The sequence below is a fragment of the Pseudomonas alcaligenes genome (assembly GCF_041729615.1).
Lineage (GTDB): Bacteria > Pseudomonadota > Gammaproteobacteria > Pseudomonadales > Pseudomonadaceae > Aquipseudomonas > Aquipseudomonas alcaligenes_B.
The window spans coordinates 3,605,755-3,630,170 of sequence record NZ_CP154874.1; the positions used below are offsets into that span (position 1 = coordinate 3,605,755).

Annotated in this window: 21 protein-coding genes and 1 pseudogene; 13 read left to right on the plus strand and 9 right to left on the minus strand. The window is 67.8% G+C overall.

Annotation, left to right across the window (positions count from 1 at the left end; genetic code table 11):
- The first annotated feature begins 7 nt into the window (after positions 1 to 7).
- Positions 8 to 700: a uracil-DNA glycosylase gene (gene ung / locus AAG092_RS17435; protein ID WP_373387668.1), complete on the plus strand. Its 693-nt coding sequence runs from the start codon at positions 8 to 10 to the stop codon at positions 698 to 700.
- Here the strand turns inward: ung and AAG092_RS17440 are convergent.
- A complete protein-coding gene (locus AAG092_RS17440) occupies positions 666 to 1,556 on the minus strand; it encodes a DUF6279 family lipoprotein (protein ID WP_373387669.1) in 891 nt (296 codons plus the stop codon). The genes ung and AAG092_RS17440 overlap by 35 nt on opposite strands.
- Before the next feature lie 191 nt (positions 1,557 to 1,747).
- On the opposite strand from AAG092_RS17440, the gene AAG092_RS17445 reads away from it, so the two are divergent.
- The 3 genes from AAG092_RS17445 to AAG092_RS17455 are packed head-to-tail and all read left to right on the plus strand — an operon-like array spanning position 1,748 to position 4,794.
- Positions 1,748 to 3,733, plus strand: a complete 1,986-nt coding sequence (locus AAG092_RS17445) for an FUSC family protein (RefSeq protein WP_373387670.1) — start codon at positions 1,748 to 1,750, stop codon at positions 3,731 to 3,733.
- Positions 3,720 to 3,926, plus strand: coding sequence for a DUF1656 domain-containing protein (locus tag AAG092_RS17450; protein WP_373387671.1), 207 nt, complete (start codon positions 3,720 to 3,722; stop codon positions 3,924 to 3,926). Before AAG092_RS17445 ends, AAG092_RS17450 begins: the two co-directional genes overlap by 14 nt.
- Before the next feature lie 10 nt (positions 3,927 to 3,936).
- Positions 3,937 to 4,794, plus strand: a complete 858-nt coding sequence (locus AAG092_RS17455; protein WP_110681787.1) for an HlyD family secretion protein — start codon at positions 3,937 to 3,939, stop codon at positions 4,792 to 4,794.
- A 104-nt stretch (positions 4,795 to 4,898) separates the two neighbouring features.
- Here the strand turns inward: AAG092_RS17455 and AAG092_RS17460 are convergent, their stop codons facing one another.
- The 3 genes from AAG092_RS17460 to AAG092_RS17470 all read right to left on the minus strand — a co-directional run bounded on the left by AAG092_RS17460 (position 4,899) and on the right by AAG092_RS17470 (position 7,127).
- Positions 4,899 to 5,369, minus strand: a complete 471-nt coding sequence (locus AAG092_RS17460) for a MaoC family dehydratase (protein WP_110681788.1) — start codon at positions 5,367 to 5,369, stop codon at positions 4,899 to 4,901.
- 9 nt (positions 5,370 to 5,378) lie between these two features.
- On the minus strand, positions 5,379 to 6,323 hold the full coding sequence (locus tag AAG092_RS17465) for a lysophospholipase (RefSeq protein ID WP_373387672.1): 945 nt from the start codon (positions 6,321 to 6,323) through the stop codon (positions 5,379 to 5,381).
- A 78-nt stretch (positions 6,324 to 6,401) separates the two neighbouring features.
- Positions 6,402 to 7,127, minus strand: a complete 726-nt coding sequence (locus AAG092_RS17470; protein WP_373387673.1) for a substrate-binding periplasmic protein — start codon at positions 7,125 to 7,127, stop codon at positions 6,402 to 6,404.
- Positions 7,128 to 7,325: 198 nt separating this feature from the next.
- Here AAG092_RS17470 and fadD2 point away from each other — a divergent pair, with 198 nt between their 5' ends.
- Together fadD2 and fadD1 are read left to right on the plus strand one after the other, a co-directional pair.
- Entirely contained in the window at positions 7,326 to 9,014 is a 1,689-nt protein-coding gene (fadD2, locus tag AAG092_RS17475; RefSeq protein ID WP_110681791.1) for a long-chain-fatty-acid--CoA ligase FadD2, read from the plus strand.
- A gap of 275 nt (positions 9,015 to 9,289) precedes the next feature.
- Entirely contained in the window at positions 9,290 to 10,981 is a 1,692-nt protein-coding gene (gene fadD1, locus AAG092_RS17480) for a long-chain-fatty-acid--CoA ligase FadD1 (protein ID WP_373387674.1), read from the plus strand.
- A gap of 93 nt (positions 10,982 to 11,074) precedes the next feature.
- Here fadD1 and AAG092_RS17485 read toward each other — a convergent pair whose 3' ends face one another.
- From AAG092_RS17485 to AAG092_RS17495, 3 genes and pseudogenes are all read right to left on the minus strand, one after another.
- The gene (locus tag AAG092_RS17485; RefSeq protein ID WP_373389615.1) at positions 11,075 to 11,959 is read right to left on the minus strand and encodes a methyl-accepting chemotaxis protein; all 885 of its coding nucleotides are present in this window, start codon (positions 11,957 to 11,959) and stop codon (positions 11,075 to 11,077) included.
- Positions 11,945 to 12,532, minus strand: a pseudogene (locus AAG092_RS17490) (HAMP domain-containing protein); the annotation flags it as partial. The gene AAG092_RS17485 and the pseudogene AAG092_RS17490, both read right to left, overlap by 15 nt.
- Positions 12,533 to 12,659: 127 nt before the next feature.
- Positions 12,660 to 13,547, minus strand: coding sequence for an EamA family transporter (locus AAG092_RS17495; protein ID WP_373387675.1), 888 nt, complete (start codon positions 13,545 to 13,547; stop codon positions 12,660 to 12,662).
- Positions 13,548 to 13,621: 74 nt separating this feature from the next.
- Between AAG092_RS17495 and AAG092_RS17500 the strand changes: the two genes are divergently transcribed.
- The 5 genes from AAG092_RS17500 to AAG092_RS17520 all read left to right on the plus strand — a co-directional run bounded on the left by AAG092_RS17500 (position 13,622) and on the right by AAG092_RS17520 (position 20,863).
- On the plus strand, positions 13,622 to 14,122 hold the full coding sequence (locus AAG092_RS17500; protein ID WP_373387676.1) for a MarR family winged helix-turn-helix transcriptional regulator: 501 nt from the start codon (positions 13,622 to 13,624) through the stop codon (positions 14,120 to 14,122).
- A 73-nt stretch (positions 14,123 to 14,195) separates the two neighbouring features.
- Positions 14,196 to 18,215 (plus strand): ATP-dependent RNA helicase HrpA, encoded by a 4,020-nt coding sequence (hrpA, locus tag AAG092_RS17505; protein ID WP_373387677.1) that lies wholly within the window; start codon positions 14,196 to 14,198, stop codon positions 18,213 to 18,215.
- A 90-nt stretch (positions 18,216 to 18,305) separates the two neighbouring features.
- The gene (locus AAG092_RS17510) at positions 18,306 to 19,382 is read left to right on the plus strand and encodes a diguanylate cyclase (protein ID WP_110681797.1); all 1,077 of its coding nucleotides are present in this window, start codon (positions 18,306 to 18,308) and stop codon (positions 19,380 to 19,382) included.
- Between the two features lie 84 nt (positions 19,383 to 19,466).
- The gene (locus tag AAG092_RS17515) at positions 19,467 to 19,994 is read left to right on the plus strand and encodes a DUF3087 family protein (RefSeq protein ID WP_110681798.1); all 528 of its coding nucleotides are present in this window, start codon (positions 19,467 to 19,469) and stop codon (positions 19,992 to 19,994) included.
- A gap of 80 nt (positions 19,995 to 20,074) precedes the next feature.
- Entirely contained in the window at positions 20,075 to 20,863 is a 789-nt protein-coding gene (locus tag AAG092_RS17520) for a substrate-binding periplasmic protein (protein WP_373387678.1), read from the plus strand.
- Between the two features lie 3 nt (positions 20,864 to 20,866).
- On the opposite strand, the gene AAG092_RS17525 is transcribed toward AAG092_RS17520, so the two are convergent.
- Positions 20,867 to 21,082 (minus strand): VF530 family DNA-binding protein, encoded by a 216-nt coding sequence (locus AAG092_RS17525; protein WP_373387679.1) that lies wholly within the window; start codon positions 21,080 to 21,082, stop codon positions 20,867 to 20,869.
- Positions 21,083 to 21,949: 867 nt separating this feature from the next.
- On the minus strand, positions 21,950 to 22,912 hold the full coding sequence (locus AAG092_RS17530; RefSeq protein ID WP_373387680.1) for a GNAT family N-acetyltransferase: 963 nt from the start codon (positions 22,910 to 22,912) through the stop codon (positions 21,950 to 21,952).
- A gap of 363 nt (positions 22,913 to 23,275) precedes the next feature.
- Here AAG092_RS17530 and AAG092_RS17535 point away from each other — a divergent pair, with 363 nt between their 5' ends.
- Both AAG092_RS17535 and AAG092_RS17540 read left to right on the plus strand, forming a co-directional pair.
- Complete coding sequence (locus AAG092_RS17535; RefSeq protein ID WP_258371495.1) at positions 23,276 to 23,578, plus strand: hypothetical protein; 303 nt, start codon at positions 23,276 to 23,278, stop codon at positions 23,576 to 23,578.
- Positions 23,579 to 23,640: 62 nt separating this feature from the next.
- A complete protein-coding gene (locus AAG092_RS17540) occupies positions 23,641 to 24,384 on the plus strand; it encodes an SDR family NAD(P)-dependent oxidoreductase (protein WP_373387681.1) in 744 nt (247 codons plus the stop codon).
- Positions 24,385 to 24,416: the final 32 nt, after the last annotated feature.

Below are 24,416 nucleotides of genomic sequence, written 5' to 3' on the forward strand. Positions count from 1 at the left end.
ACACCGCATGGGCGCCGACGACCGCATCAAACTCGAACCGGGCTGGAAGGAGGCCCTGCGCGAGGAGTTCGACAAGCCCTACATGCGCGAGCTGAGCGAGTTCCTGCGCGCCGAGAAGGCCGCCGGCAAGGTGATCTACCCGCCGGGCCCGCTGATCTTCAACGCGCTCAATTCCACGCCGCTGGAGCGGGTCAAGGTGGTGATCATCGGCCAGGACCCCTACCACGGTCCGGGGCAGGCCCATGGCCTGTGCTTCTCGGTGCAGCCCGGGGTGGCGGCGCCGCCCTCGCTGGTGAACATCTTCAAGGAGCTCAAGCGCGACCTGAACATCGACATCCCCGAGCATGGCTGCCTGCAGAGCTGGGCGGACCAGGGCGTGTTGCTGCTCAATACCTCGCTCACCGTGCAGCAGGCCAGCGCCGGCTCGCATGCCGACAAGGGCTGGCAGCCGTTCACCGACAAGGTGATCGAGGTGGTCAACGCACGGCCGGGCAACCTGGTGTTCCTGCTCTGGGGCTCGCACGCGCAGAGCAAGCAGAAGCTGATCGACAGCACCCGCCACCTGGTGCTGAAGTCGGCGCACCCCTCGCCGCTGTCGGCCTACCGGGGTTTCCTCGGCAACGGCCATTTCAGCCGCACCAACAAGTACCTGGAGCAGTGCGGCCTCACTCCGATCGATTGGCGACTGCCGCCCCTGTAGTCGTCTCACAGCTCAACCCGGCGATGTCCTCGCGCAGCTCGCCCAGGCGCGCCTGCAGGTGCTGGCGCTGCTGCGCCGAGCTGCTGGCGATCAGCCCGCCCAGCAGCTCGGCTAGGGCCTGCTCGCTGCGGGTGAAGGCGGCGCGGTAGTCCTCGCTCCAGTAGTCCTGGCGCTGGGCGAACAGTTGCTCGATGCGGGCGGCGAAGTCCTCCGCCTGGCGTTGCTCCAGAGTTGCCAGCAGCGCCGCCTGCCAGCGCTGGCGGCTGTCCAGCCAGAGCGGGCTCTGGCCCTCCAGCTGCCGTGCCCAGCGCACCACCAGGTCGCGCTGTGCCGCATCGAGCTGGCCGAACCAGGGCTGCAGGCGTTCTTCCATGCGCACGCGGCGGCGCTCCAGCAGCTGGTCCGCCGGCGGGTCGACATACTCACGGCGCAGCTCGGCGTTTTCCTCGGCCAGGGCCTGGCGCAGCTGTTCGACTTGCTGCGGGCTCAGCTGCTGCAGCAGGCCGGCGGCGGTCGGGCCGACTTCCACGGACACCGCGTCGAGCGCCTGGCGCAGCTGGCCGAGGCGCTGCAGCAGGCGGTCGCTGTCCAGGCGGCCGACGTCCAGGCGGGCGCCGTCTTCCTCCAGCCAGGTGGCCAGCTGTGGCATCTGCGTGCTGCAGTGCCAGGCCTGGTGCTCCTGCAGGCGTGGCTTGAGCCAGGCCTTCTGCTGGCGATCCAGGTCCAGGTACTGGTCGACCCGCCAGGTCAGCAGCCAGTCCAGGTTGCGGTAGGCCAGGTCGATACGGCTGCAGGCGGCCAGCAGGCCCATGCAGGCCAGCAGTGCCAGGGTGGGTAGGGCGGATGAGCGTCGCATGTCCTTGCCTCATCTTGTCTGCCTCGTCCGAGCATAACCGGCGTTGGCGCAGGCGGCAGCATCGGGACATATCCGCTAAAACTCCTGTAGCGAAGATTCGACTGGAGGCTTAATGATAGTTAGCTAATAATTAGCTTCTGTTTGTATCTGCCGTAATGGCATGTCCAGCATGAGTCCATCAGGTAGCCGCCGTGCGTGATTCCCTCTCGGCCTTCCTTGCGCCCAGCCCCGTGGCGCTGCAGTTCGCCCTCAAGACCCTGCTCAGTGGCGGTCTGGCCCTGTGGTGCGCCTTCCGTTTCGATCTCGACCAGCCGCAATGGGCGCTGATGACCGCCTTCATCGTCGCCCAGCCGCTGGCCGGCATGGTGGTGCAGAAGGGCCTGGCGCGCCTGCTCGGCACGTTCATCGGCACCGGCATGGCGGTACTGTTCATGGCCCTGTTCGCCCAGGCCCCCTGGCTGTTCCTGCTGGTGATGGCGCTGTGGCTGGGGCTGTGCACCGGCGCTTCGACCCTGCTGCGCAGCGCCTGGGCCTACTCCTTCGTGCTGGCCGGCTACACGGTGGCGATCATCTGCCTGCCGATCCTCGGCAAGCCGCTGCAGGTGTTCGATGCGGCCGTGGCGCGCTGCACCGAGATCAGCCTGGGCATCCTCTGTTCCATGGCGGTCAGCGCCGTGCTCTGGCCACAGCGGGTCGAGCGACAGCTGGTGCAGCAGGCGCGCGCGGCCTGGCAGAGCGGCACCCAGGCCGCGGCGGCGGCCCTGCAGGGCCGGGCGGCGCAGCGCCAGGGCCTGTTGGAGACCCTCGGCCGCATCGTCGCGGTGGATGCCCAGCGCGAGCATGCCTGGTTCGAGGGCCGGCGCGGCCGCCAGCGTGCCCGCGGCCTGCGCGCGCTGACCCGCGAGCTGCTCGGCCTGCTGCGCACGGCACGCGGCGTGGCGCGCCAGTGGCGGCAGCTGGACGAGGCCGACGCGCGTGCCCTGGCGCCCTGGCTGGAGCGCCTTCGGGCGCGGCTCGGCGACGCCGAGGCGGCGCCGGATGAGCTGTACCGTGACCTGCTGGCGGCGGCCGAGCAGGCCGAGCAGCCGCCGGCGCGCCGCCACTGTCTGGGGCGCCTGGCGCTGCTGGCGCGGCAGCTGGGGCGTGCACGGCAGGCCCTGCTCGCGGTGGAGCGCGGCGAGCCGCCAGAGGATGCGCCGCCGGCCTTGTCCTGGCATCGCGATGTGCAGACCGCCGCGGTCTATGGCCTGCGCAGCTGCCTGACCCTGCTGGCACTGTCGGCCTTCTGGCTGGCCAGCGGCTGGCCCGCCGCCAATGGCGCGCTGCTGCTGGCGGCGGTGGTGTGCAGCCTGTTCGCCAGCCGGGAGAACGCCGACCTGATCGGCATGGCCTTCCTGCGCGGCATCTTCTACGCCTTGCCGGTGGCCTTCGTCGTCGGCCAGTTGCTGCTGCCGCAGTGGAACGGCTTTGCCATGCTCTGCCTGGGGCTCGGCGTGCCGCTGCTGTGCGGCCTGCTGGCGATGGCGCGGCCGGCGCTGGCCGGCGCCGCCACCTCCTTCTGCCTGCACTTCATCGTGCTCTGTGCGCCGCGCAACGACATGGTCTATGACGTCGCCTTCTTCCTCAACGAGGCGCTGGCCATGCTGATCGGCGTCGGCTGCGCCGTGCTGGCGCTGCGCCTGGTGGTGCTGCGCAACCCGCTGTGGCATGCCCGGCGCCTGTTGCGCGCGACCCTGGAGGATCTGGCACGGCTCTGCTCGCGTAGCCTCGACGGCGCCGAGAACTGGTTCGGCGGGCGCATGGCCGATCGCCTGCTGCAGCTGGCCCGCCACTACCCGCAGCTGCCGGACGAGCGGCGCAGCCGCTGGGACGACGGCCTCGACAGCCTCGACCTGGGTGACGAGCTGCTGCACCTGCGCGCCTGCCTGGCCGCCGCGCCCGCCACCCCGCGCGAGGCCGAGCGGCACTTCTTCGCCGAGGTGCAGCGCCTGCTGCTGCAGGGGCCGCAGCCGGCCCGGGGCGCGGCCCTGGAGGCGCCGGCCACGGCCCTGCTGCGCGCGCTGCACGAATACCCCCAGGGCATCGAGCTGCGCCTGGCCGAGGCGGCGCTGCTACAACTGACCCACAGCTGGCGCCAGTGGTGCGACCGGCAAGGAGACTCCGATGGCACTGCGTGAATGGGCCCTGGGCGGCGTGCTGCTCAGCCCCATGCTGCTGTACGCGCTGCTGGCGCTGCTGCTGACCGGCGTGCTGCGCCTGGCCCTGCAGCGTGCCGGGCTGGCGCGCTGGATCTGGCACGAGGCGCTGTTCGACTGCGCCCTGTATGTCTGTGTACTGGCGGCGCTGCTGGCGGCGCTGGCCACCTGGTGAGGAGTTGTTGATGAACGCACTTCCGCGCATGGCGGTGACCCTGATCGCGCTGCTGCTGGCCCTGCTGGCCGGCTGGTGGCTGTGGCACTTCTACATGATCGCGCCCTGGACCCGCGATGCGCGGGTGCGCGCCGACGTGGTCACCCTGGCCCCGGACGTGTCCGGCTGGGTGGTCGAGCTGAAGGTGCAGGACAACCAGCAGGTCAGGGCCGGCGACCTGCTCATGAGCATCGACCGCGAGCGCTACCAGGCCGCCCTGGACAAGGCCCGCGCCCTGGCCGAGACGCGCCGCCAGCAGCTGCGCCTGCGCGAGCACGAGGCCAACCGGCGCACCCGCCTGGGCCCGCAGGCGATCAGCGCCGAGTTGCGCGAGAACGCCCAGATCAACGCCGAGATCGCCCGCGCCGAGTTCCAGCAGGCCGAGGCCGAGGTCAAGCTGGCCGAGCTCAACCTGCAGCGCAGCGAGGTGCGCGCGCCACGTGCGGGGCAGATCACCAACCTGCACCTGGCCCAGGGCAACTACGTGCAGGCCGGCCAGGCGGTGATGGCCCTGGTGGCCGACGATTCCTTCTACGTGCAGGCCTATTTCGAGGAGACCAAGCTGCCGGGCATCCGCGTCGGCGCGCCGGCCGAGGTGATCCTGATGAGCGGCGACGAGCCGCTGCGCGGCAGGGTGCAGAGCATCAGCCGCGGCATCACCGACCGCAATGCGGCGCCGGATGCGCAGCTGCTGGCCAATGTCGAGCCGACCTTCAACTGGGTGCGCCTGGCCCAGCGCATCCCGGTGCGCATCGAGCTGGAGGCGGTGCCGAAGGAGCTGCCGCTGAGCGCGGGGATGACGGCGAGCGTGCGGGTGGAGCGGGAGTAGCGCTGGGCTGACTCGGCCCAGGCTGACTCCGGGCTACGGCAACGATGACTCAGCAAAAAGGCCGCTCAATGAGCGGCCTTGTCGTACCCGGACCTGGACTCCAGTCAACCGACCGTGACCTTGGGCATCTCCGGCATGCTCAGGGTCTGCTCGGCGCGCGGGGCCAGGACCTCGGCCTCGCCGTCCACCACCTGCTCGGCGTTCTGGTTGAACACCCGGGTGGCCAGGCGTACGCGGCCCTTGGGCAGTTTTTCCAGCACTTCCAGCTTCACCGTCAGGGTGTCGCCGAGCTTCACCGGGCGGGTGAACTTGAGCTGCTGGCCGAGGTAGATGGTGCCCGGGCCGGGCAGGCGGCAGGCGATGGCGGCGCTGATCAGCGCGCCGCTGAACATGCCGTGGGCGATGCGCTCCTTGAACATCGTCTCGGCGGCGAAGGCGGCGTCCAGATGCACCGGGTTGTTGTCGCCGGAGACGGCGGCGAACAGCTGGATGTCGCGCTCCTCCACCCGCTTGTCGAGGCTGGCCTGCTGGCCCACTTCCAGTTTGTCGTAGGGGATGTTGGTGACCTGGGTCATGGCGTGCTCCTAGGCGGTGGTATGGCAACGGCCGCGGGTCAGGGCCCGCTCCAGCCAGTCGCGCAGATGGGTGGTGACCTCGTCGCGGTTGCTCTCGTTGAACAGCTCGTGACGGGCCTCGGGATAAAGCTTGAGTTCGACTTCCTTGAGGCCGGCGGCACGCAGCGCATTGGCCAGGTCGACCAGGCGCTTGCCCTGGCTGACCGGGTCGCGGTCGCCGCCGATCACCAGCAGCGGCAGCGCGCTGTCGATCTGCGCCAGGTTGCGCACCGGGGTGATCTGCTGCAGGCCGGCGAGCAGGTCGCACCACAGCTGGGTGGTGCAGATGAAGCCGCACAGCGGGTCGGCGATGTACTGGTCGACTTCCGCCGGGTCGCGGCTGAGCCAGTCGAAGGCGGTGCGGTTGGGCTTGAAGGCCTGGTTGAACGAGCCGAAGGAGAGCCGGTCGAGCAGCCGGCTGCGCCCCAGCGGGCCGAGGCGCCAGCGCTCGCCGCGGGCGATCAGGCTGGCCAGCTTGTACAGCGCCAGCGGCTGGCAGTTGGAGCCGGACAGGATGGCGCCCTGCAGGCTGCAGCTGTGCTGCATCAGGTAGGCCTGGCCGATGTAGCTGCCCATGCTGTGGCCGAGCAGGAAGATCGGCGTCTGCGGGTGCTGCTGGCGGATGTGGTGGTTGAGGGTGGCGAGGTCGCCGACCACCTTGTTCCAGCCGTCCGCGTCGGCGTAGTGGCCGAGCACGCCGCGTTCGGCGGTGCGGCCGTGGCCGCGCTGGTCGAGGGCGTAGACCTCGTGGCCGGCCGCCACCAGCTGTGCGGCCAGGCGGGCATAGCGCGCGCCATGTTCGGCCATGCCGTGGGCGATCATCAGCACCGCGCGCGGCGCTGCGTCGCCGTGCCAGCGGCGCACGAACAGTTGGCTGCCGTCGCTGGCGCCGATCCAGAGTTCTTCGAGTTGCATGGCGGGTCCTTGTGCCCTGGGAGTGGCGGCATTGTGCATGGCCCGGCCGGCCGCGCAAAGTGCCACGCCCGCCGAGGCTCAGCGTGGCGCGGCGTAGCGCCGCAGGATGCGCATGTATTCGCCGCTGGCGTGCAGTTCGCGCAGGCCGCGCTCGAAGATCGCCGCCCAGTCCGGCTGGCCGGGGCGCGGTGCGTTGAAGCCGACCATCAGCGGGATGCGTTCCAGCGCCGGCTCCTGCCAGGCCAGGCGCCCGCGCAGCGCCGCGTCGCCGGCCACCAGGTGTTCGCCGACGATGCGCTCCAGCAGCACCAGGTCGAATCGCCGGGCCGCCAGCTTGCGCAGGTTGCTGATGTCGTCCACCGCCTCCTCGGCGAGCAGGCCCGAGGCCAGGATGCGCGGCGGATAGCCGTAGCCGCGCACGATGCCGACCCGGCGCCCGCGCAGGTCGGCCAGGCTGTGCACGGGTTGCCGTTCGTGCATGCGCACGAACAGGCCGAGCTGGCTGTAGAACAGCGGGCGCGAGGCGATCAGTCGCTCTTCCTTGATCTCCTGCGGCCACAGCGCCAGGGCACCCTGGTAGTTGCCGTTGCGCAGCTCGGCGCGCACCCGTGCCCAGGGCAGGAAATCGATCTGCGGGGCATGGCCCTGGGTGGCGAAGGCGCGGCGGGTCAGCTCCACTATGCTGCCGCCGCCGGGCAGGTGCTCCGAGCTGTAGGGCGGGTATTCCAGGGTGGCCAGGCGCGGCTCGGCCGCCAGCGGCAGGCAGAACAGGGCGAGGAGGGCGGGCCAGAATCTTGGGGGCATGAAGGCGGGTATGTCGGGGGCGATTAGTAGCTATAGCCCAGTCGGGCATGAATCGCCGAAAAGCATGGTAAAGATTCACGCGGTCAATGAGTGACCACAGGTATTTGCCTGTGACGCACCAACTGTTAAGTTCCGGCACAGCCCGGTCGCAATCGCTGGCGTCCGGCCCGCACATTCAGGTCAAGGGGAATAACAACAATGCAACCTGACTTCTGGGACGACAAGCGCCCGGCCGGGGTATCCAACCAGATCGACATGACCGCCTACCGCTCGGTGGTCGAGGTGTTCGAGCGATCCTGCAAGAAATTCGCCGACCGCCCGGCCTTCAGCAACCTCGGCGTGACCATGACCTACGCCGAGCTGGAGCGCCATTCCGCGGCCTTCGCCGCCTGGTTGCAGAAGAACACCGACCTCAAGCCCGGCGACCGCATCGCCGTGCAGATGCCCAACATCCTGCAGTATCCGATCGCCGTGTTCGGTGCCATGCGCGCCGGGCTGATCGTGGTCAACACCAACCCGCTGTACACCGTGCGCGAGATGCGCCACCAGTTCAACGACGCCGGCGTGCGCGCCCTGGTGTACCTCAACACCTTCGGCAAGGCGGTCCAGGAAGTGCTGCCCGACACCCAGGTCGAGTACCTGATCGAGGCGCGCCTGGGCGACATGCTGCCGAGCCTCAAGGGCTGGCTGGTGAACACCCTGGTCAAGCACGTGAAGAAGATGGTGCCGGACTACCAGCTGCCGCAGGCCGTGTCCTTCAAGCAGGCGCTGCGCGAGGGCAAGGGCCACGCCTTCCAGCCGGCCAAGCAGGGTCTGGACGACATCGCCGTGCTGCAGTACACCGGCGGCACCACCGGCGTGGCCAAGGGCGCCATGCTCACCCACGGCAACCTGGTGGCCAACATGCAGCAGGTGCACAACTGCCTGCAGCAGATCGGCGAGGACGGCCAGCCGCTGATGCGCGAGGGCGGCGAGATCATGATCGCGCCGCTGCCGCTCTACCATATCTACGCCTTCACCGCGAACTGCATGTGCATGATGGTCAGCGGCAACCACAACGTGCTGATCACCAACCCGCGCGACATCCCCGGCTTCGTCAAGGAGCTGGGCAAGTGGCAGTTCTCCGCGCTGCTCGGCCTCAATACCCTGTTCGTCGCGCTGATGGATCACCCGGACTTCAAGAACCTCGATTTCTCCCGCCTCAAGCTGACCAACTCCGGCGGTACCGCGCTGGTCAAGGCTACCGCCGAGCGCTGGCAGCAGATGACCGGCTGCACCATCGTTGAGGGCTACGGCCTCACCGAGACCTCGCCGGTGGCCACCACCAACTGCTATGGCAAGCTGGCGCGCCTGGGCTCGGTGGGCATTCCGGTGGCCGGCACCACGCTCAAGGTGATCGACGACAACGGCGTCGAGCAGCCGCTGGGCGAGCGCGGCGAGCTGTGCATCAAGGGCCCGCAGGTGATGAAGGGCTACTGGCAGCGCCCCGAGGCGACCGCCGAGGTGCTGGACGAGGAGGGCTGGTTCAAGACCGGCGACATCGCCGTGATCGACCCGGACGGCCATGTGCGCATCGTCGACCGCAAGAAGGACATGATCATCGTCTCCGGCTTCAACGTGTACCCCAACGAGATCGAGGACGTGGTCATGGCCCACCCCAAGGTGGCCAGCTGCGCGGCCATCGGCGTGCCGGACGAGAAGTCCGGCGAGGCGGTCAAGCTGTTCGTGGTGGCCCGCGAAGGTGGCGTCACCGTCGAGGAGATCAAGGCCTACTGCAAGGAGAACTTCACCGGCTACAAGGTGCCCAAGCACATCGTGCTGAAGGACGCCCTGCCGATGACGCCCGTCGGCAAGATCCTCCGTCGCGAGCTGCGCGACATCGCCTGACGCCCGTTCCCGACCGGCATCGCTTGTGCCGGCAGGTGCCGAAAAGCCCCGTCCCAGGGGCTTTTTTGTCCCGTGGTGGCGCTGGTGACCAGGCTGGATGGTTCGGTCACTTTTATGACCGCTGCGGCCATGTTTGGTGCTAGGCGCACCCTGGCAAAGCTGCTACTCTCGGCACGCTTTGCGCCAGTCCCCATCTCGCGTCAAGGTCAATCATCACAACAAACAACCGCCATTGCGCGCGGTGTAGACAAGCTGTTGCTCAGGAGTAGGCTTCCATGACCGATAACTTCTGGAAGGACAAATACCCTGTCGGAATCGCTGCCGAAATCGATGCCGACCAGTACCCCAACATCCAGGCCGTACTGAAAGAGTCCTGCCAACGCTTTGCCGATAAGCCTGCTTTCAGCAACATGGGCAAGACCCTGACCTACGGCGAGCTGTACCAACTCTCCGGCACCTTCGCCGCCTATCTGCAGAACCACACCGATCTCAAGCCCGGCGACCGTATCGCCGTGCAGCTGCCCAACGTCCTGCAATACCCCGTGGTGGTATTCGGCGCCATGCGCGCCGGCATGATCGTGGTCAACACCAACCCGCTGTACACCGCGCGGGAGATGGAACACCAGTTCAACGACTCCGGCGCCAAGGCCCTCGTCTGCCTGGCCAACATGGCTCACCTGGCCGAAGAAGTGCTGCCCAAGACCGGCATCAAGCACGTCATCGTCACCGAGGTGGGCGACCTGCTGCCGCCGCTCAAGCGCCTGCTGGTCAACACCGTGGTCAAGCACGTGAAGAAGATGGTTCCGGCCTTCAACCTGCCGCAGGCCGTCAAGCTCAACCAGGCCCTGGCCCTCGGTCGTGGCAAGGCGGTCACCGAGGCCAGCCCGAGCAATACCGACATCGCCGTGCTGCAGTACACCGGTGGCACCACCGGCGTGGCCAAGGGCGCCATGCTGACCCACCGCAACCTGGTGGCCAACATGCTGCAGTCCAAGGCGCTGATGGGCTCCAACCTCGGCGAGGGCTGCGAGATCGTCATCTGCCCGCTGCCGCTGTACCACATCTACGCCTTCACCTTCCATTGCATGGCGATGATGCTGACCGGCAACCACAACATCCTCATCACCAACCCGCGCGACCTGCCGGGCACGGTGAAGGAACTGTCGAAGTGGAAGTTCAGCACCTTCGTCGGCCTCAACACCCTGTTCGTCGCCCTGTGCAACAACGAGGAGTTCCGTCGCCTGGACCTGTCCAGCCTGAAGCTGACCCTGTCCGGCGGCATGGCCCTGCAACTGGCCACCGCCGAGCGCTGGAAGGAAGTCACCGGCTGCGCCATCTGCGAAGGCTACGGCATGACCGAGACCAGCCCGGTGGTGTCGGTGAACCCCTACCAGAACATCCAGATCGGCACCATCGGCATCCCGGTGCCCTCGACCCAGTGCAAGGTCATCGACGACGACGGCAACGACCTGCCGCTGGGCGAGCGTGGCGAGCTGTGCGTCAAGGGCCCGCAGGTGATGAAGGGCTACTGGCAGCGCCAGGAAGCCACCGACGAGATGCTCTCGGCCGATGGCTGGCTGAAGACCGGCGACATCGCGGTGATCCAGGACGACGGCTACATGCGCATCGTCGATCGCAAGAAGGACATGATCCTGGTGTCCGGCTTCAACGTGTACCCCAACGAGCTGGAAGACGTGCTCGCCACCCTGCCGGGCGTGCTGCAGTGCGCGGCCATCGGCGTGCCGGACGAGAAGTCGGGCGAGGCGATCAAGGTCTTCGTGGTGGTGCGCCCGGGCGAGAGCCTGAGCAAGGAGCAGGTGATGGAGCACATGCGCGCCAACCTCACCGGCTACAAGGTGCCGCGCTCGGTCGAGTTCCGCGACAGCCTGCCGACCACCAACGTCGGCAAGATCCTGCGCCGCGAGCTGCGCGACCAGGAGCTGAAGAAGCTGGCCGCCACGGCCTGATCTTCACGGCCATGAAAAAGCCCCGCCTCGCCGGGGCTTTTTCGTTTCTGTCGTACCGCTCTTCACCCCTCTGCCGCAGGAGGGGCGAGAGGGCTACAGCTTGAGCTTGCGGATCGCCTTGCCCAGCTCGTCGGCCAGGCCGACCAGCTCGGCGCTGGTGCTGGCTGAGGCCAGGGTCTGCTGCACCGTCTGCTCGGTGACGTCGCGGATGCCCACCACCGAGCGGGTCATCTCCTCGGCCACCTGGCTCTGCTGCTCGGCGGCCACGGCGATCTGCACGTTGCTGTCGCGCATCTGCGCCACCGCACGGGCGATGTCGCCGAGCGCGCCGCCGGCCGCTTCGGCCTCCTGCACGCAGTGGTCGGCCTTGATCGAGCTCTCGCGCATGAACTCCACGGCGTCGCGGCTGGCCGCCTGCAGGTTGCCGATCATGCGGGTGATCTCGTCGGTGGAGTCCTGCACCCGCTTGGCCAGGTTGCGCACCTCGTCGGCGACCACGGCGAAACCGCGGCCCATCTCGCCGGCACGCGCCGCCTCGATGGCGGCGTTGAGCGCCAGCAGGTTGGTCTGCTCGGCGATGCCGTGGATGGTCTCGACCATGCCGCCGATGGTGCGGCTGTCCTCGGCCAGCTTCTGGATCATCTCGGCGGTCTGCTGCACGCCCTGCGACAGATTGGCGATGGCCGAGCCGGCGCGCGCCACCACCTGCTGGCCGACGCCGCTGAGGCGGTCGGCCTCGGCGGACTGGTCGCGGGTGTCACCGGCATGACGGGCGATCTCGTGCACGGTGGCGGACATCTCGTTGATCGCGGTGGCGGCCAGGTCGGTCTCGGCCTGCTGGCCGAGCATGCCGCTGCGCACCTGTTCCATGCTCGCGGCCAGGCGCCTGGCGCCTTCGTCGAGGCTGGCGGCGGCCTGGGCCACGGTGCCGACCACGCGCTGGTAGCCGGCCTGCATGGCGTTGAAGGCACTGGCCATCTGGCCCACTTCGTCGCCGCTGTCGAGTTCGGCGCGGGCGGCCAGGTCGCCGCTGCGCTCCACGTGCAGCATCACGTCCTTGAGCTGGTTGAGATGGCCGAGGATGAAGCGGATCAGCAGCTGCGAGGCGCCCAGCAACAGCAGCATCAGCACGGCCACGGCGATGGCGTAGGCGCCGGCGCGCTCGCCGAACACCTGCCACAGGCTCGGCGCGTGTACCGGCAGGGCCAGGCGCTGGCCGTCGGCGCTGTCCAGCACCCAGGCGCCGATCAGCGGCGAGTCGCCCCACAGGCCGTCATGCTCCAGCTCCACCCAGCCTCGGGCAGTGCGCGGCAGGCCCAGCGGCGGCTGCGCCGAGGCGGCGAAACGCCGGGCCTGGCTAGCTGCCGGCAGCTCCGCCAGGGCCGCCAGTTGCACGGCCAGGGCCTGGCCGGCCTGGCGCGCGGTCTCGGCGCGGCCGTGCTGCTCCTGCTGCATGGCGAACAGCACCAGCAGCAGGGTGGTGGCGAAGGCCACCAGGTTGACGGCCCAGAACTTGTATTTCAGAGAGAGATTACGAATCCATGCATCCATGGCGAACTTCTTCAGCGTCTGATGGGATGGCACAAGGCCGCTATCATGCCTGCGACAGTTCGCCCCGGCTTGATCCGGGTCAAGAGAGCCGCCGCTACTCCCTGTAACGGTCCGGATCGGATGATCTTTAGCCCGCGGTCCGCGCCGGGCGCAGAGCCACCAGGGCCACGCCGACCGTGGTGCACAGGGCGGCCAGCAGCATGGAGGCCGAGCCCTGCTCGCCGAGCAGGAAGATCGCCACCGCCGCGCCGGTGATGGCCGTGACCGAGCCGATCTGGCTCAGGTACACCGCGCCGGCCACCTTCTGCAGCACGAAGTAGAGCGCGTACATGCCGGCGAACAGCGCTACCTCGGCGACCAGCCACCAGGCCGCGGCGGCCTGCTCCCAGGCCGGGCGCAGCTCCACGCCGAACAGTCCCAGCGGCAACAGCAGCAGGGCGCCGGCCAGCAGCATGCCGGGCGCCAGTTGCAGCGGGCGCGCGCCTTCCGGCCAGTGGCGCGAGCGGTAGACGTTGCCGATGGCCAGGAACACCGGCATGACCAGCGTCGCCAGTACCCAGAGCAGCGGGCTGTCGCCGCTGCCGAGCTTGCCCAGGGCGAGGATCAGGCTGCCCGCCAGGCCAATCAAGATGCCGAGCAGGCGCAGGCGCTGCAGGCCCTCCATGCGCAGCGCCAGGGCCAGCACGTAGGTCAGCAGCGGCGGGAAGGCCAGGCACAGCGAGGCGAAGCCGGCGCCGACGTGGGGGATGGCGCTGAACAGCAGGGCGTTGGGCAGGCTGATGCTGACCAGCCCGGAAACCAGGTAGTAGCGCAGGTAGGGCCCCCGCAGGCTGGGCGCCTCACCGCGGGCCAGCGCCAGCAGGCAGAGCAGGCCGCCGGCACCGAGCAGGCTCCACAGCAGCAGGGCCACCGGCGGCCAGCCGCTGGCGGCGGCGAGTTTGGCGACGTTGCCGATCAGGCCGAGCAGGCCGCCCACGGCCAGCAGCAGGAACAGGGAAAGCCAGGGGCGCGACATGGCGGTCTCCTCGGGTTAGGATGGCTGCATTCTTGATGATAAGTATCTTGATGGCAAGATAAGTGGAGCAGTCCATGCACGATCGTGCGCAAACCGCCGCCGACCAGTGGTGCCAGCAGCGTCCCGACCTCGACCCCTTTCCCATGGCTCTGCTGGGGCGCCTCGGTGAGCTGAGCCAGCTGATCAGCCGCGATCACTTAGTGCCGTTCTTCACCGCCCATGGCCTGCAGCCGGGCGAGTTCGACCTGCTGGCCACCCTGCGCCGCGCCGGCGAGCCCTATGCGCTGATGCCCACCGCGCTGTACGAGGCGGCGATGATCTCCTCCGGCGGCATGACCAGCCGCATCGACCGCCTGGAGAGGGCCGGGCTGATCGAACGGCGCAAGCACCCGAGCGACCGGCGCGGGGTGCTGGTGGCGCTGACCGCCGCCGGCTTCGCCCTGATCGACGGCATCATGGCCGCGCACGTGGCCAATATGCGCCGCCTGCTGGCGGGGCTGGACGAAGCCGAACAGACCCAGCTGTTCGACCTGCTCGGCAAGCTGCTGGCCGGCCTGCCGCCGGCCGCGCGCTGAGCCGCGCGGTTTCACGCCGGGCCGCGCAATCTGCGACAATCGCCGCCCGCCCTCCCCAGACCGCCGCGTTGCAATGACCGACTTCCACACCTTGCAGAAGAACCTCGACCAGGCCATGCAGGCCGACCGCCACCGCCTGCGCCGCCAGCTGCACGAGCTGCAGAAGCAGACGCCGCCGGACGAGGCCAAGCTGGCGCAGTGGCTGGAGCGCTTCCAGGCCTCAGTGGCCAAGGTCGAGGCGCGCCAGCGCAGCATCCCGAGCATCCGCTACGACGACGCCCTGCCGATCGCCGCCAAGCGCGACGAGATCAAGAAGGCGTTGCAGGAGCACCAGGTGCTGGTGATCGCCGGCGAGACCGGCTCGGGCAAGACCACCCAGCTGCCGAAGATCTGCCTGGAGCTGGGCCGTGGCGTGCACGGCCTGATCGGCCACACCCAGCCGCGCCGCCTGGCCGCGCGCAGCGTGGCCACCCGGGTGGCCGAGGAGATCGGCACCCCGCTGGGCGAGCTGGTCGGCTACCAGGTGCGCTTCGAGGACCATTCCGGCGACGCCAGCCTGATCAAGCTGATGACCGACGGCATCCTGCTAGCCGAGACCCAGCACGATCGCTTCCTGGAAAAGTACGACACCATCATCGTCGACGAGGCGCATGAACGAAGCCTCAATATCGACTTCCTCTTGGGCTATCTCAAAACCCTGCTGCCGCGCCGCCCCGACCTCAAGCTGATCATCACCTCGGCGACCATCGATCTTGAGCGCTTCTCCAAGCACTTCGACAACGCCCCGATCATCGAGGTCTCCGGCCGCACCTACCCGGTGGAGACCTGGTACCGCCCGCTGGCCGCCGAGGTGGACGAGGAGGGCGAGAGCCTGCTCGACGACCTGACCGTCGACCAGGGCATCCTCGCCGCGCTGGACGAGATCGCCGCCCATGAACGGGCCGAGGGCAAGCGCCCCGGCGACGTGCTGGTGTTCCTCCCCGGCGAGCGCGAGATCCGCGAGGCCGCCGAGGTGCTGCGCAAGGCCAACCTGCGCCTGACCGAGGTGCTGCCGCTCTATGCACGCCTGACCCCGGCCGAACAGCAGAAGATCTTCGCGCCGATGGGCGCACGCAAGATAGTGCTGGCCACCAACGTCGCCGAGACTTCGCTGACCGTGCCGGGCATTCGCTATGTGATCGACTCCGGCACCGCGCGTATCAGCCGCTACAGCTACCGTGCCAAGGTGCAGCGCCTGCCCATCGAGGCCATTTCCCAGGCCAGCGCCAACCAGCGCAAGGGCCGTTGCGGCCGGGTCGAGCCGGGCATCTGCATCCGCCTGTACAGCGAGGAGGACTTCCTCGCCCGCCCCGAATTCACCGATCCGGAAATCCTGCGTACCAACCTGGCGGCGGTGATCCTGCAGATGCTGCACCTGCGCCTGGGCAGCATCGAGGATTTCCCCTTTATCGAGCCGCCGGATGGCAAGGCCATCAGCGACGGCTTCAACCTGCTGCAGGAACTCTCGGCGGTCAACCGCGAGGGCCAGCTCACCCCGCTGGGGCGCCAACTGGCGCGCCTGCCCATCGACCCGCGCCTGGGTCGCATGGTGCTGGAGGCGGCCAAGCTCGGCAGCCTGGACGAAATCCTCATCGTCGCCTCGGCGCTGTCGGTGCAGGACCCGCGCGAGCGGCCGCTGGACCGTCAGCAGGCGGCTGACCAGGCGCATGCGCAGTGGAAGGACGTGGATTCCGACTTCGCCGCGCTGATCAACCTGTGGCGCGGCTTCGAGGAGAAGCGCCAGGAGCTGGGCGCAAACCCCTTGCGCAACTGGTGCAAGAAGAACTTCCTGAATTACCTGCGTCTGCGCGAATGGCGCGACGCCCATCGCCAGCTGGTGCTGATCGCCCGCGAGCTGCAGCTGTCGGCGAGCAAGGCGGAAGGCCGTCGCGAGCGTCCGGCCCAGGGCGAGCAGAAGGCCAAGCCCACCAGCGATACCAAGGTCAATGTCATCGTCCGCGAGCAGGCCGAGGCCAGCGAGGCGGCGCAACGCGCCAAGAGCTACGCCGCGGTGCACAAGGCGATCCTGTCCGGCCTGCTCAGCCAGATCGGCCAGAAGAGCGAGGACGGCGACTACCTCGGCGCGCGCCAGCGGCGCTTCTGGATTCACCCGTCCAGCGTGATCGGGCGCAAGAAGCCGGCCTGGGTGATGACCGCCGAACTGGTGGAAACCACCAAGCTGTTCGCCCGCATGGTCGCCAAGATCGAGCCGGACTGGATCGAGCCGCTGGCCGGCCACCTGATCAAGAAGAACCACTTCGAGCCCCATTGGGAAAAGCGCCGTGGCCAGGTGGTGGCCTATGAGCAGGTCACCCTGTACGGGCTGATCGTGGTCGGCCGCCGCCCGGTGCATTTCGGCCCGGTGGACCCGGTCGCCTCGCGCGAGCTGTTTATCCGCGAGGGTCTGGTGCGCGGCGAGATCAACAGCCGCGCCCGTTGCCTGGCGGCCAACCGCGAGCTGCTCGAACGCCTCGACGAACTGGAGGCCAAGGCCCGGCGTCGCGACATCCTCGCCGACGAGGAAACCCTCTACGCCTACTACGAGGCGCGCATCCCGGCGGAGATCCACCAGGCCGCGACCTTCGAGCACTGGTACAAGAGCGAAGGGGCGAAGAACCCGCAGCTGCTGATCATGCGCGAGGAAGACGTGCTGGCGCGCGATGCCAAGGAAGTCACCGCCGCGCAGTATCCGGACATCCTCCCGCTCGGCGAGCTGCAATTGCCGCTGACCTACCACTTCGAACCCAATCATCCGCGCGACGGCGTGACCCTGCGCGTGCCGGCGCCGCTGCTGCCGCAGCTGCCGGCGGACCGCCTGGAATGGCTGGTGCCGGGCCTGATCGAGGCCAAGGCCATCGCCCTGGTGCGCGGCCTGCCCAAGGCCATCCGCAAGAACTTCGTGCCGGTTCCGGACTTCGTCGGCGCGGCCCTGTCGAAGATCGCCTTCGGCCAGGGCAGCCTGCCCGAGTCGCTCGGCCGTGAACTGACCCGCATGACCGGCGCGCGCGTGCCCGACGAGGCCTGGGAGGAGGCGGCGCAGCAGCTGGAAAACCACCTGAAGATGAACATCGAGGTGGTCGATGCGCGCGGCAAGTTCCTCGGTGAAGGCCGCGACCTGGCCGAGCTGTGCGCGCGCTTCGCCGAAGCCAGCCAGGCCGCCCTGGCCATCCCGCAGCAGAAGCAGGAACAGAAGCCGGTGGAGGCCAAGGCCTTCGCCCAGGTCGCCGAGAAGACCCAGCAGAAGATCGCCGGCCTCTCCATGACCGTATTCCCGGCGCTGGTGGAAGAGGGCGGGGTGGTCAAGGAAGGCCGTTTCCCGACCCAGGCCGAGGCCGACTTCCAGCACCGCCGCGCGCTGCAGAGGCTGCTGCTGCAACAGCTGGCCGAACCGGCCAAGTACCTGCGCGGCAAGCTGCCGGGGCTCACCGAGCTGGGCCTGCTGTACCGCGAGATGGGCCGCCCCGAGGCGCTGGTCGAGGACATCCTGCTGGCCAGCCTGGACGCCTGCATCCTCGACGGCGAAGCGACGCTGCCGCGCGATGGCGCCGCCCTGGCGCAGCTGGCCGAGCGCAAGCGCGGCGACTGGACCGGCCACGCCGAGCGCATCGCCAGACTCACCCTGGACATCCTCAAGCTCACCCACGGCCTGCACAAGCGCTTCAAGGGCAAGATCGACCTGGCCCAGGCCATGGCGCTCAACGACATCAAGCAGCAGCTGGCCAACCTGGTCTACCCCGGCTTCGTGCGCGAAACGCCCGGCGAGTGGCTGAAGGAAATCCCGCGTTATCTCAAGGCCATCGAACAGCGCTTTGACAAAATCGGCGGGCAGTTGCAGCGCGACCGGGTGTGGACCGGCGAGCTGAGCACCGCCTGGGAGCAGTACCAGGCGCGCGCCGCCAAGCACGCCCAGGAGGGCAAGCGCGACCCCGAGCTGGTGCTGTATCGCTGGATGCTGGAGGAGTACCGCGTGTCGCTGTTCGCCCAGCAGCTGGGCACCAGGATGGCGGTGTCGGACAAGCGCCTGAGCAAGCAGTGGAGCCAGGTCGAGGCCTGATGGCATTCTGAGCTCATGTCGGCGATGCTTGTGCCGAAATAGCGAGCAGCTCATGAGGAGGAGCCGCTGGTGGGGTGGATCGACAGGCTGATGCGGTCGCTGAATCCGTTGCACGGCCTGCCGCATGCGACGTGCGAGGATTTCGCCTGCTGGTACCGCCAGGCCAAGCTGCTGCAGATCCGCTACGTCGCCTTCCTGACCATGGCGCTGTACCTGGTCTACGCCGCCATCGAGCAGAATGTGGCGCGCGACCACCTCGGCTCGCGTCTGCTGGTGCACGGCCTGCTGGTGCCCCTGGCACTGCTCGCCGTGGGCCTGATGAGTTACCGCGAGGCCTGGCACCGGGGCATGCTCGTCACCCTCTGCGTGGCGCCGGTGGGCGCGGTGAGCGCCAACCTGGCGTTCAACCACGGCGGGGCCGACTTCGCCTACTTCGCCCCGGAGATCTACCTCGCCCTGATGTGGACCTTCACCGTCTCCGGGCTGAACCTGCGCCAGGCCACGCTGAGCGCCGGGGCCTCCACCCTGGTGGTGGCCATCGTCACCCTCGACGGGGCGCTGCAACCCGGGCCGCAACGCCTGCACCTGATCTGGGTGCTCGCCTCGCTGTCCTTCGGCCTGCTCTGCGCCTTCATCCTCGAGAAGGCGCACAAGACCATGTTCCTGCACCAGGGCCAGCTGACCCTCAGCGCCAGCCTCGACGGCCTCACCGGGCTGTGGAACCGCGCCCGCATCGACCAGTTCTTCGCCGATGAGATCGCCCGTGCCCGGCGCTATGGCACGCCGTTCTCGGTGATCCTGCTGGACATCGACCACTTCAAGCACGTCAACGATCACCATGGCCATACGGTGGGTGACAGCGTGCTGCGCCAGTTCGCCACGCTGCTGCGCAACAACGTCAGGAGCATCGACAAGGTCGGTCGCCTGGGTGGCGAGGAGTTTCTCGTCATCCTGCCGGAGATCGACGCCGAGCAGGCCCAGGCCGTCGCGCGTACCCTGCAGGAGCGCATCCACCAGTTCGACTTCGACACCGTACTGCGCAAGACCGCCAGCTTCGGCATCACCCATTTCCGTGGCGACGAGAACCCGCAGAGCATGCTGGAGCGCGCCGACCGCGCGCTGTACCGGGCCAAGGCCAACGGCCGCGACCGCATTGAGGTGCTCTGAAGCCTCTTGTCACTGCGCAGGGCTCGACGGCGCGAAGGTGATCGGGCATTTTTGGCGCCCCCAAGGCATTCCCGCGGACTCGCCATGTTCGAAATCCAGCCCATGAACCCCGAGCACTACCGCCAGCAGACCCGCCGCAGCACCCTGGCGCTGGCGGCCATCTTCCTGGCGCTGGGCATGCTCTGCGCCACTGCCAGCACCCAGCTGCTGGGCACGCCCGGTGGCGACAACTTCAAGTGGAATCTGCTCGGCGTGCTGCTCGGCCTGGCCCTGACCATCGCCCTGGTGCGCCAGCAACTGTGGCAGCGGCCGTTCATGGCGGCGGCGGTGTACGGTTGGCAGCTCAAGCGCAGCCTGATGCGCGTCACCAACGTCATGCACCACGTCAAGGCCGGCGTGGCGGCGGGTGACGAGAGCGCCATGAAGCTGCTGCGCTTCTACCACCTGGGCGTGACCCAGATGCACCAGCTGGACGGCAACAGCAGCGACCTCGGCCAGATGGTGTGGGAGATCGATGCCCACCGCGAGGCCATGGCACAGCGCGGGCTGGATATCGAGCAGAAGCGCCTCGATCCGGCCTGGCTGGAGGCGGTCAAGGGCTTCAAGCCCTGAACACGGCGCGCTTTACCGAGGCGTCGACTTTCTCTTAGAGTCGGAGGCTCCCGGCCCCGAGCAGTCCCGCGAGCGCCCCGATGCCTCTGCCCAGCCTCACCACGCCGCACTGCCGCTGCCTCCTGCTGGGGCTGCTACTCCTCGTGCCGGGCCTGGCCAGGGCCGGTTGCGAAATGTCGCTGCGCTGGGACAACGACCCGCCCTTCAGCATGCAGCTGGCCGATGGCTCCATCGCCGGCATCTCCATCGACAGCGCCCGCGAGGTGCTAGAAGGCCTGGGGTGCGAGGTACGCCTGGTGCGCCTGCCCTGGGCCAGGGCCCTGCGCGATCTGGAACAGGGGCGCCTCGACGTGCTCACCGGCGCCTTCCGCAAGCCCGAGCGCGAGGTCTACGCACACTTCTCCGGCGTGATCGAGGAACCCTCGCGCAACATCCTGTTCATGCACCGCGAGGCCGCCGCCCGCTGGCCGGTGAGCGAGCTGCTGCAGCTGCGCGATACGCCGTTTCGCCTCGGCGCGCAGATCGACGTGTCCTATGGCCCCGGCTACCAGAAGTTGATCCAGACCCCGGCCTTCCACGAGCGCATGGAGTTCAGCGCCACCCGTCTCAACCTCTGGCGCATGGTCGCCAAGGGGCGCATCGACGGTGTGATCGCCGACGAACATTCCGGCCAACAGGAGCTGGCCGACCTGGGCCTGAGCGAGCTGATCCTGGCGACGCCGGTGGTGGTGTCCAGCGAGGGCGCGGAAACCGCCTTCAGCAAGAAGAGCGTCGCGCCCGAGTTCGTCCAGCGCTATGCCGAGGCGCTGCGCCGGCAGATCGCCGAGGGCCGCTATGCGCAGATTCGCCAGCGCTACCTGAAGCCCTGAGGGCTAGCGGCTGCGGGCAATGTCCCTGATATAGAGCGCCTCCACCTTCTCCCGCGCCCAGGGTGTCTTGCGCAGGAACTTGAGGCTGGATTCGAGGCTGGGTTCGTGGGTGAAGCAGCGGATGGCGATGAGCTGGCCGAGGCGCTCCCAGCCGTGCTTGTCGACCAGGGCCTGGAGGATGGCTTTCAGGGTCAGGCCGTGGAGGGGGTCGTTGCTCATCGGGTTCTTGCTCAGGGCTGGCGGGGAGTTGGGTCGGGCACTGTAACTCCCCTCTCTCGTTTACGGGAGAGGGGTGGGGGAGAGGGGCTTTGTTTGATGGTTTCGTGCCGCTGCTATTTACCCAGTTGCTGACTGCTTCAGTTCCGCCCTGCTGGGCGGGTTCCTTTTGGCAGTCGCCCCAAAAGGAACCAAAAGGGCTTGCCCCGCCATCCGGCCCTCCGCTTCGCTCCGGGTTCGTTCTCTCCATCGCTGCTCCGAGGGTCGGCTTACAAGGGCCGTCCCTGGCCCTTGTAAGCCTTTCGCCGCATCCATGCGGCTCACCCCTCTACGCAACGATTCCGCTCACCCTCCTGAAGGGGCGTTTGGAGCTGCCTGACAGTCATGTGCCTTCTCCAGCTCCCACGCTCTGCGTGGAAGCTAATCCCGTTACGCTCCTCGTCACAGAGCTGCCGGCCCGTACAAAACAACGAATGGGCGCGGGGCATGGGAACGATCAATGCGCGCAGCGCCAGGGAAAGCCATCAGGCAACTCGTAGCCCGAACCCCGTCAGGAGGCCGAGTGGAGGTGTTGCGCAGGGGGACGAGCCGCATGGATGCGGCGAGAGGCTTAAAGGGCCAAGGATGGCCCTTGTAAGCCGGCCCCCGGAGTAGCACCGGAGCGAGGGAAGTCTGGCCGCAGGCCAGACCCGGATGTCGGGCGCGCTTTCTCTTTGGTTACTTTCTCTTTGCGCGCGCAAAGAGAAAGTGACTCGCCGTGCAGGGCGAAACCTGTAGCTTCAGCCGAGGAAAGTGTTGCGACCTAGAGCCTGCGCTTCGGATAAAGCGTGGTCTGTCCCCATTGATTCTGAGCGCGAGCCAAGATCGCAATCAGAGGTGGAAATGGCCCGCAGCCTCCGGCTGGTAAAGCACTTTCCTGATGGCAATCCGGCAGGTCCGATCAGCAATACGCCAGTCGATGGCGTCCCCTTCCTGATAGCCGAGGATGGCCGCGCCGATGTCGGAACACACGGAATGCTTCCCAGCGTTGGTGTCCGCGTCCTCCGGGTAGACCAAGGCCACTTCGAGCTCTTCTTCGTCCAACTGCAGCAAGGCCCTGGAGTTCATCGTGACGACGTTGCACGCCACCTGCTGCGGCTTGACGACAATGACTCGTTCAAGCTCGTGTTCGAGCTCAACAACGGCCGGGCCCTGCTCGAGTGCGATAAGGCTCTCGAGCCTGGATTTGTCGACTTCAGTGATGTAGATCCTGCCGGAGTCGCCAGCGCTACCTTCGCGCAAGAGCTGGAGATAGCGCCCTGCCGTCATGGAAAATGACTTCAATGCAGGCGATTCGCTCTCAAGCAGAAAGCCGCTGCGCAGAAAGGCTTTTAGCGAGCGCACGTTATCCGGGTGGATCTTGGCGATTAGCTTTTCGGCCCGCATGTCGAGAAACGCCAGTTTCATGCCTTCGCGGAGGGTGCTGGTGCCAAGGTTGCGGCCCCATGTGTCGCTGTCTCCGATTACCAGGACGATTTCGCACTGTGCGCCGGTCTTGATCAGACGGACAAAGCCCACCGGAGCGTCATGCCGGTCATAGGCCATGAAGAATCGGCCGCCGCGGTTGAACAGATGGGTCAGGATCGGTAACTGAGTACGATCGATGGCTTGCTCGATGAAGCGCGAGGTATGACGCGAATCGCTCAGGTAGCAGGTGACGCGCTCATCTTCCAACCAGTCCATCAGCTTCAGCGCGTGTGCCCGAGTAATTTCAGGGCACAGCGAAATGAAAGGCTTGTTCATCTTCACCACAGGTGTCTGTAAAGAATGAAAGCCCTTCATGGCTACGGCCATGACGGTTCTTTCGGCAGTCCGCCATCTTAAGACATAACGCGGGTAATGCCGAATGAGCTGGGAAGTTCGGCGAGGCTAACGCTCTGCCGAACCTGAACTCGCAGGGGGATCAAGCATCCCGTTTACATCGGTGCCCCTCCAGAACCGCAGTCACTGCTACATCGCTGTCATTTCGACCTCATTGAATGTCATATCGACCGCGAGTCATCGTTGTTATCACGACTTTTTACTGCATCAAGTCATTGAAATTAAATAGAAAAATACCTGGCACGAAAGCTGAGTAACTCCAGGCGCAATGCCCAAAACAGGAGTACTCAGATGAAACACCTTGCCTTGCTTGCTTTCACAACCGGCCTATTGGCCATGCAAACCCTCCAGGCCGCCGAGGTGGTGGCAGAGCGGGAAGAAAACGCGGTCGGCACCGGTTTCGGTGGGCTGACCGGGCTGATGGTCGGTGCCGCCGCCGGCGGGCCGGTCGGCGCCGTGGTGGGGGCGGCGCTGGGGGGCTGGTCCGGGGCGCAGGTGCAGCGCGCCAGCGGGCAGAGCGGCACCGCCTACATCGTGCGCGACGAGGCGGGCGAGGAGCGCTGGGTGCGCTCGCCGCACCGGCGCTTCGAGCGTGGCCAGCAGGTAGACCTGCGCCAGGGCCGGCTCTATCCCCACTGATCCTGACGGCGCTCCGGGCTGGGTCCGGGGCGCGACCCTTCTTCTCGGCTTTCGAGGTAATGATGAACAACGAATTCGAGCAACGCCTGGCGGTGGTGACCGGCGCCAGTTCCGGTATCGGCCTGGCCGTGTGCGAGCAGCTGCTGGAGTGTGGCGCGCGGGTGCTGGCGATGTCGCGCAGCCTGGGTGGGCTGGCGCCGCTGCTGCAGCGCTATCCCGAACAGCTGTACTGGCATGAGGGCGACGTGACCCGCGCGCCCTCGCTACAGGGGCTGGCCGCGCGCGCCGCCGAGCTGGGCGAGGTGCATTACCTGGTGCCCAACGCCGGCATCGCCCAGCTGGCGCCGGGCAGCGATCTGCAGGCGTTCGAGGCGCAGTGGCGGGTCAACGGCGCCGGCGCGGTGAATACCTTCTACGCATTGAAGGCGCAGTTGGCACAGCCGGCGTCGGTGGTGTTCATCAGCACCTTTCTGCGCCAGCTGGGCTTCGTCGGCCTGGGCGCCTACATTGCCAGCAAGGCGGCGCTGTCCGCGCTGGTGCGCAGCCTGGCGCTGGAGCATGCCGGCGAGGGCGTGCGCCTGAACCTGGTGTCGCCGGGGCCGACCGCCACGCCGATCTGGAACAGCCTGGGCCTGGCGGACGAGGCGCTGGCCGGTGTGGCCGGCGAGGTCAGTGCGCGCCTGGTGGACGGCGAGTTCCTCAGCGCTGCGGCGGTGGCCGAGGTGGTGCTGTTCCAGCTGTCCCAGGGTGCCCGTGGCGTGTACGGCCAGGACTGGGTGGTGGACAAGGGCTACACCCTGCGCTGAGAGGCCGCGGCACGCTGCAGCGTGCCGCCGGC

Bases quoted from the DNA above. Each gene is read 5' to 3' on its own strand.
- AAG092_RS17510 (WP_110681797.1), top strand. From the start codon at position 18,306: ATGCGGTCGCTGAATCCGTTGCACGGCCTGCCGCATGCGACGTGCGAG.
- AAG092_RS17465 (WP_373387672.1), bottom strand. From the start codon at position 6,323: ATGCAACTCGAAGAACTCTGGATCGGCGCCAGCGACGGCAGCCAACTG.
- AAG092_RS17470 (WP_373387673.1), bottom strand. From the start codon at position 7,127: ATGCCCCCAAGATTCTGGCCCGCCCTCCTCGCCCTGTTCTGCCTGCCG.
- fadD1 (WP_373387674.1), top strand. From the start codon at position 9,290: ATGACCGATAACTTCTGGAAGGACAAATACCCTGTCGGAATCGCTGCC.
- ung (WP_373387668.1), top strand. From the start codon at position 8: ATGGGCGCCGACGACCGCATCAAACTCGAACCGGGCTGGAAGGAGGCC.
- AAG092_RS17525 (WP_373387679.1), bottom strand. From the start codon at position 21,082: ATGAGCAACGACCCCCTCCACGGCCTGACCCTGAAAGCCATCCTCCAG.
- AAG092_RS17515 (WP_110681798.1), top strand. From the start codon at position 19,467: ATGTTCGAAATCCAGCCCATGAACCCCGAGCACTACCGCCAGCAGACC.
- AAG092_RS17485 (WP_373389615.1), bottom strand. From the start codon at position 11,959: ATGGCCAGTGCCTTCAACGCCATGCAGGCCGGCTACCAGCGCGTGGTC.
- AAG092_RS17500 (WP_373387676.1), top strand. From the start codon at position 13,622: ATGCACGATCGTGCGCAAACCGCCGCCGACCAGTGGTGCCAGCAGCGT.
- AAG092_RS17455 (WP_110681787.1), top strand. From the start codon at position 3,937: ATGAACGCACTTCCGCGCATGGCGGTGACCCTGATCGCGCTGCTGCTG.
- AAG092_RS17450 (WP_373387671.1), top strand. From the start codon at position 3,720: ATGGCACTGCGTGAATGGGCCCTGGGCGGCGTGCTGCTCAGCCCCATG.
- fadD2 (WP_110681791.1), top strand. From the start codon at position 7,326: ATGCAACCTGACTTCTGGGACGACAAGCGCCCGGCCGGGGTATCCAAC.
- AAG092_RS17460 (WP_110681788.1), bottom strand. From the start codon at position 5,369: ATGACCCAGGTCACCAACATCCCCTACGACAAACTGGAAGTGGGCCAG.
- AAG092_RS17495 (WP_373387675.1), bottom strand. From the start codon at position 13,547: ATGTCGCGCCCCTGGCTTTCCCTGTTCCTGCTGCTGGCCGTGGGCGGC.
- AAG092_RS17535 (WP_258371495.1), top strand. From the start codon at position 23,276: ATGCAAACCCTCCAGGCCGCCGAGGTGGTGGCAGAGCGGGAAGAAAAC.
- hrpA (WP_373387677.1), top strand. From the start codon at position 14,196: ATGACCGACTTCCACACCTTGCAGAAGAACCTCGACCAGGCCATGCAG.
- AAG092_RS17530 (WP_373387680.1), bottom strand. From the start codon at position 22,912: ATGGCCGTAGCCATGAAGGGCTTTCATTCTTTACAGACACCTGTGGTG.
- AAG092_RS17440 (WP_373387669.1), bottom strand. From the start codon at position 1,556: ATGCGACGCTCATCCGCCCTACCCACCCTGGCACTGCTGGCCTGCATG.
- AAG092_RS17520 (WP_373387678.1), top strand. From the start codon at position 20,075: ATGCCTCTGCCCAGCCTCACCACGCCGCACTGCCGCTGCCTCCTGCTG.
- AAG092_RS17540 (WP_373387681.1), top strand. From the start codon at position 23,641: ATGAACAACGAATTCGAGCAACGCCTGGCGGTGGTGACCGGCGCCAGT.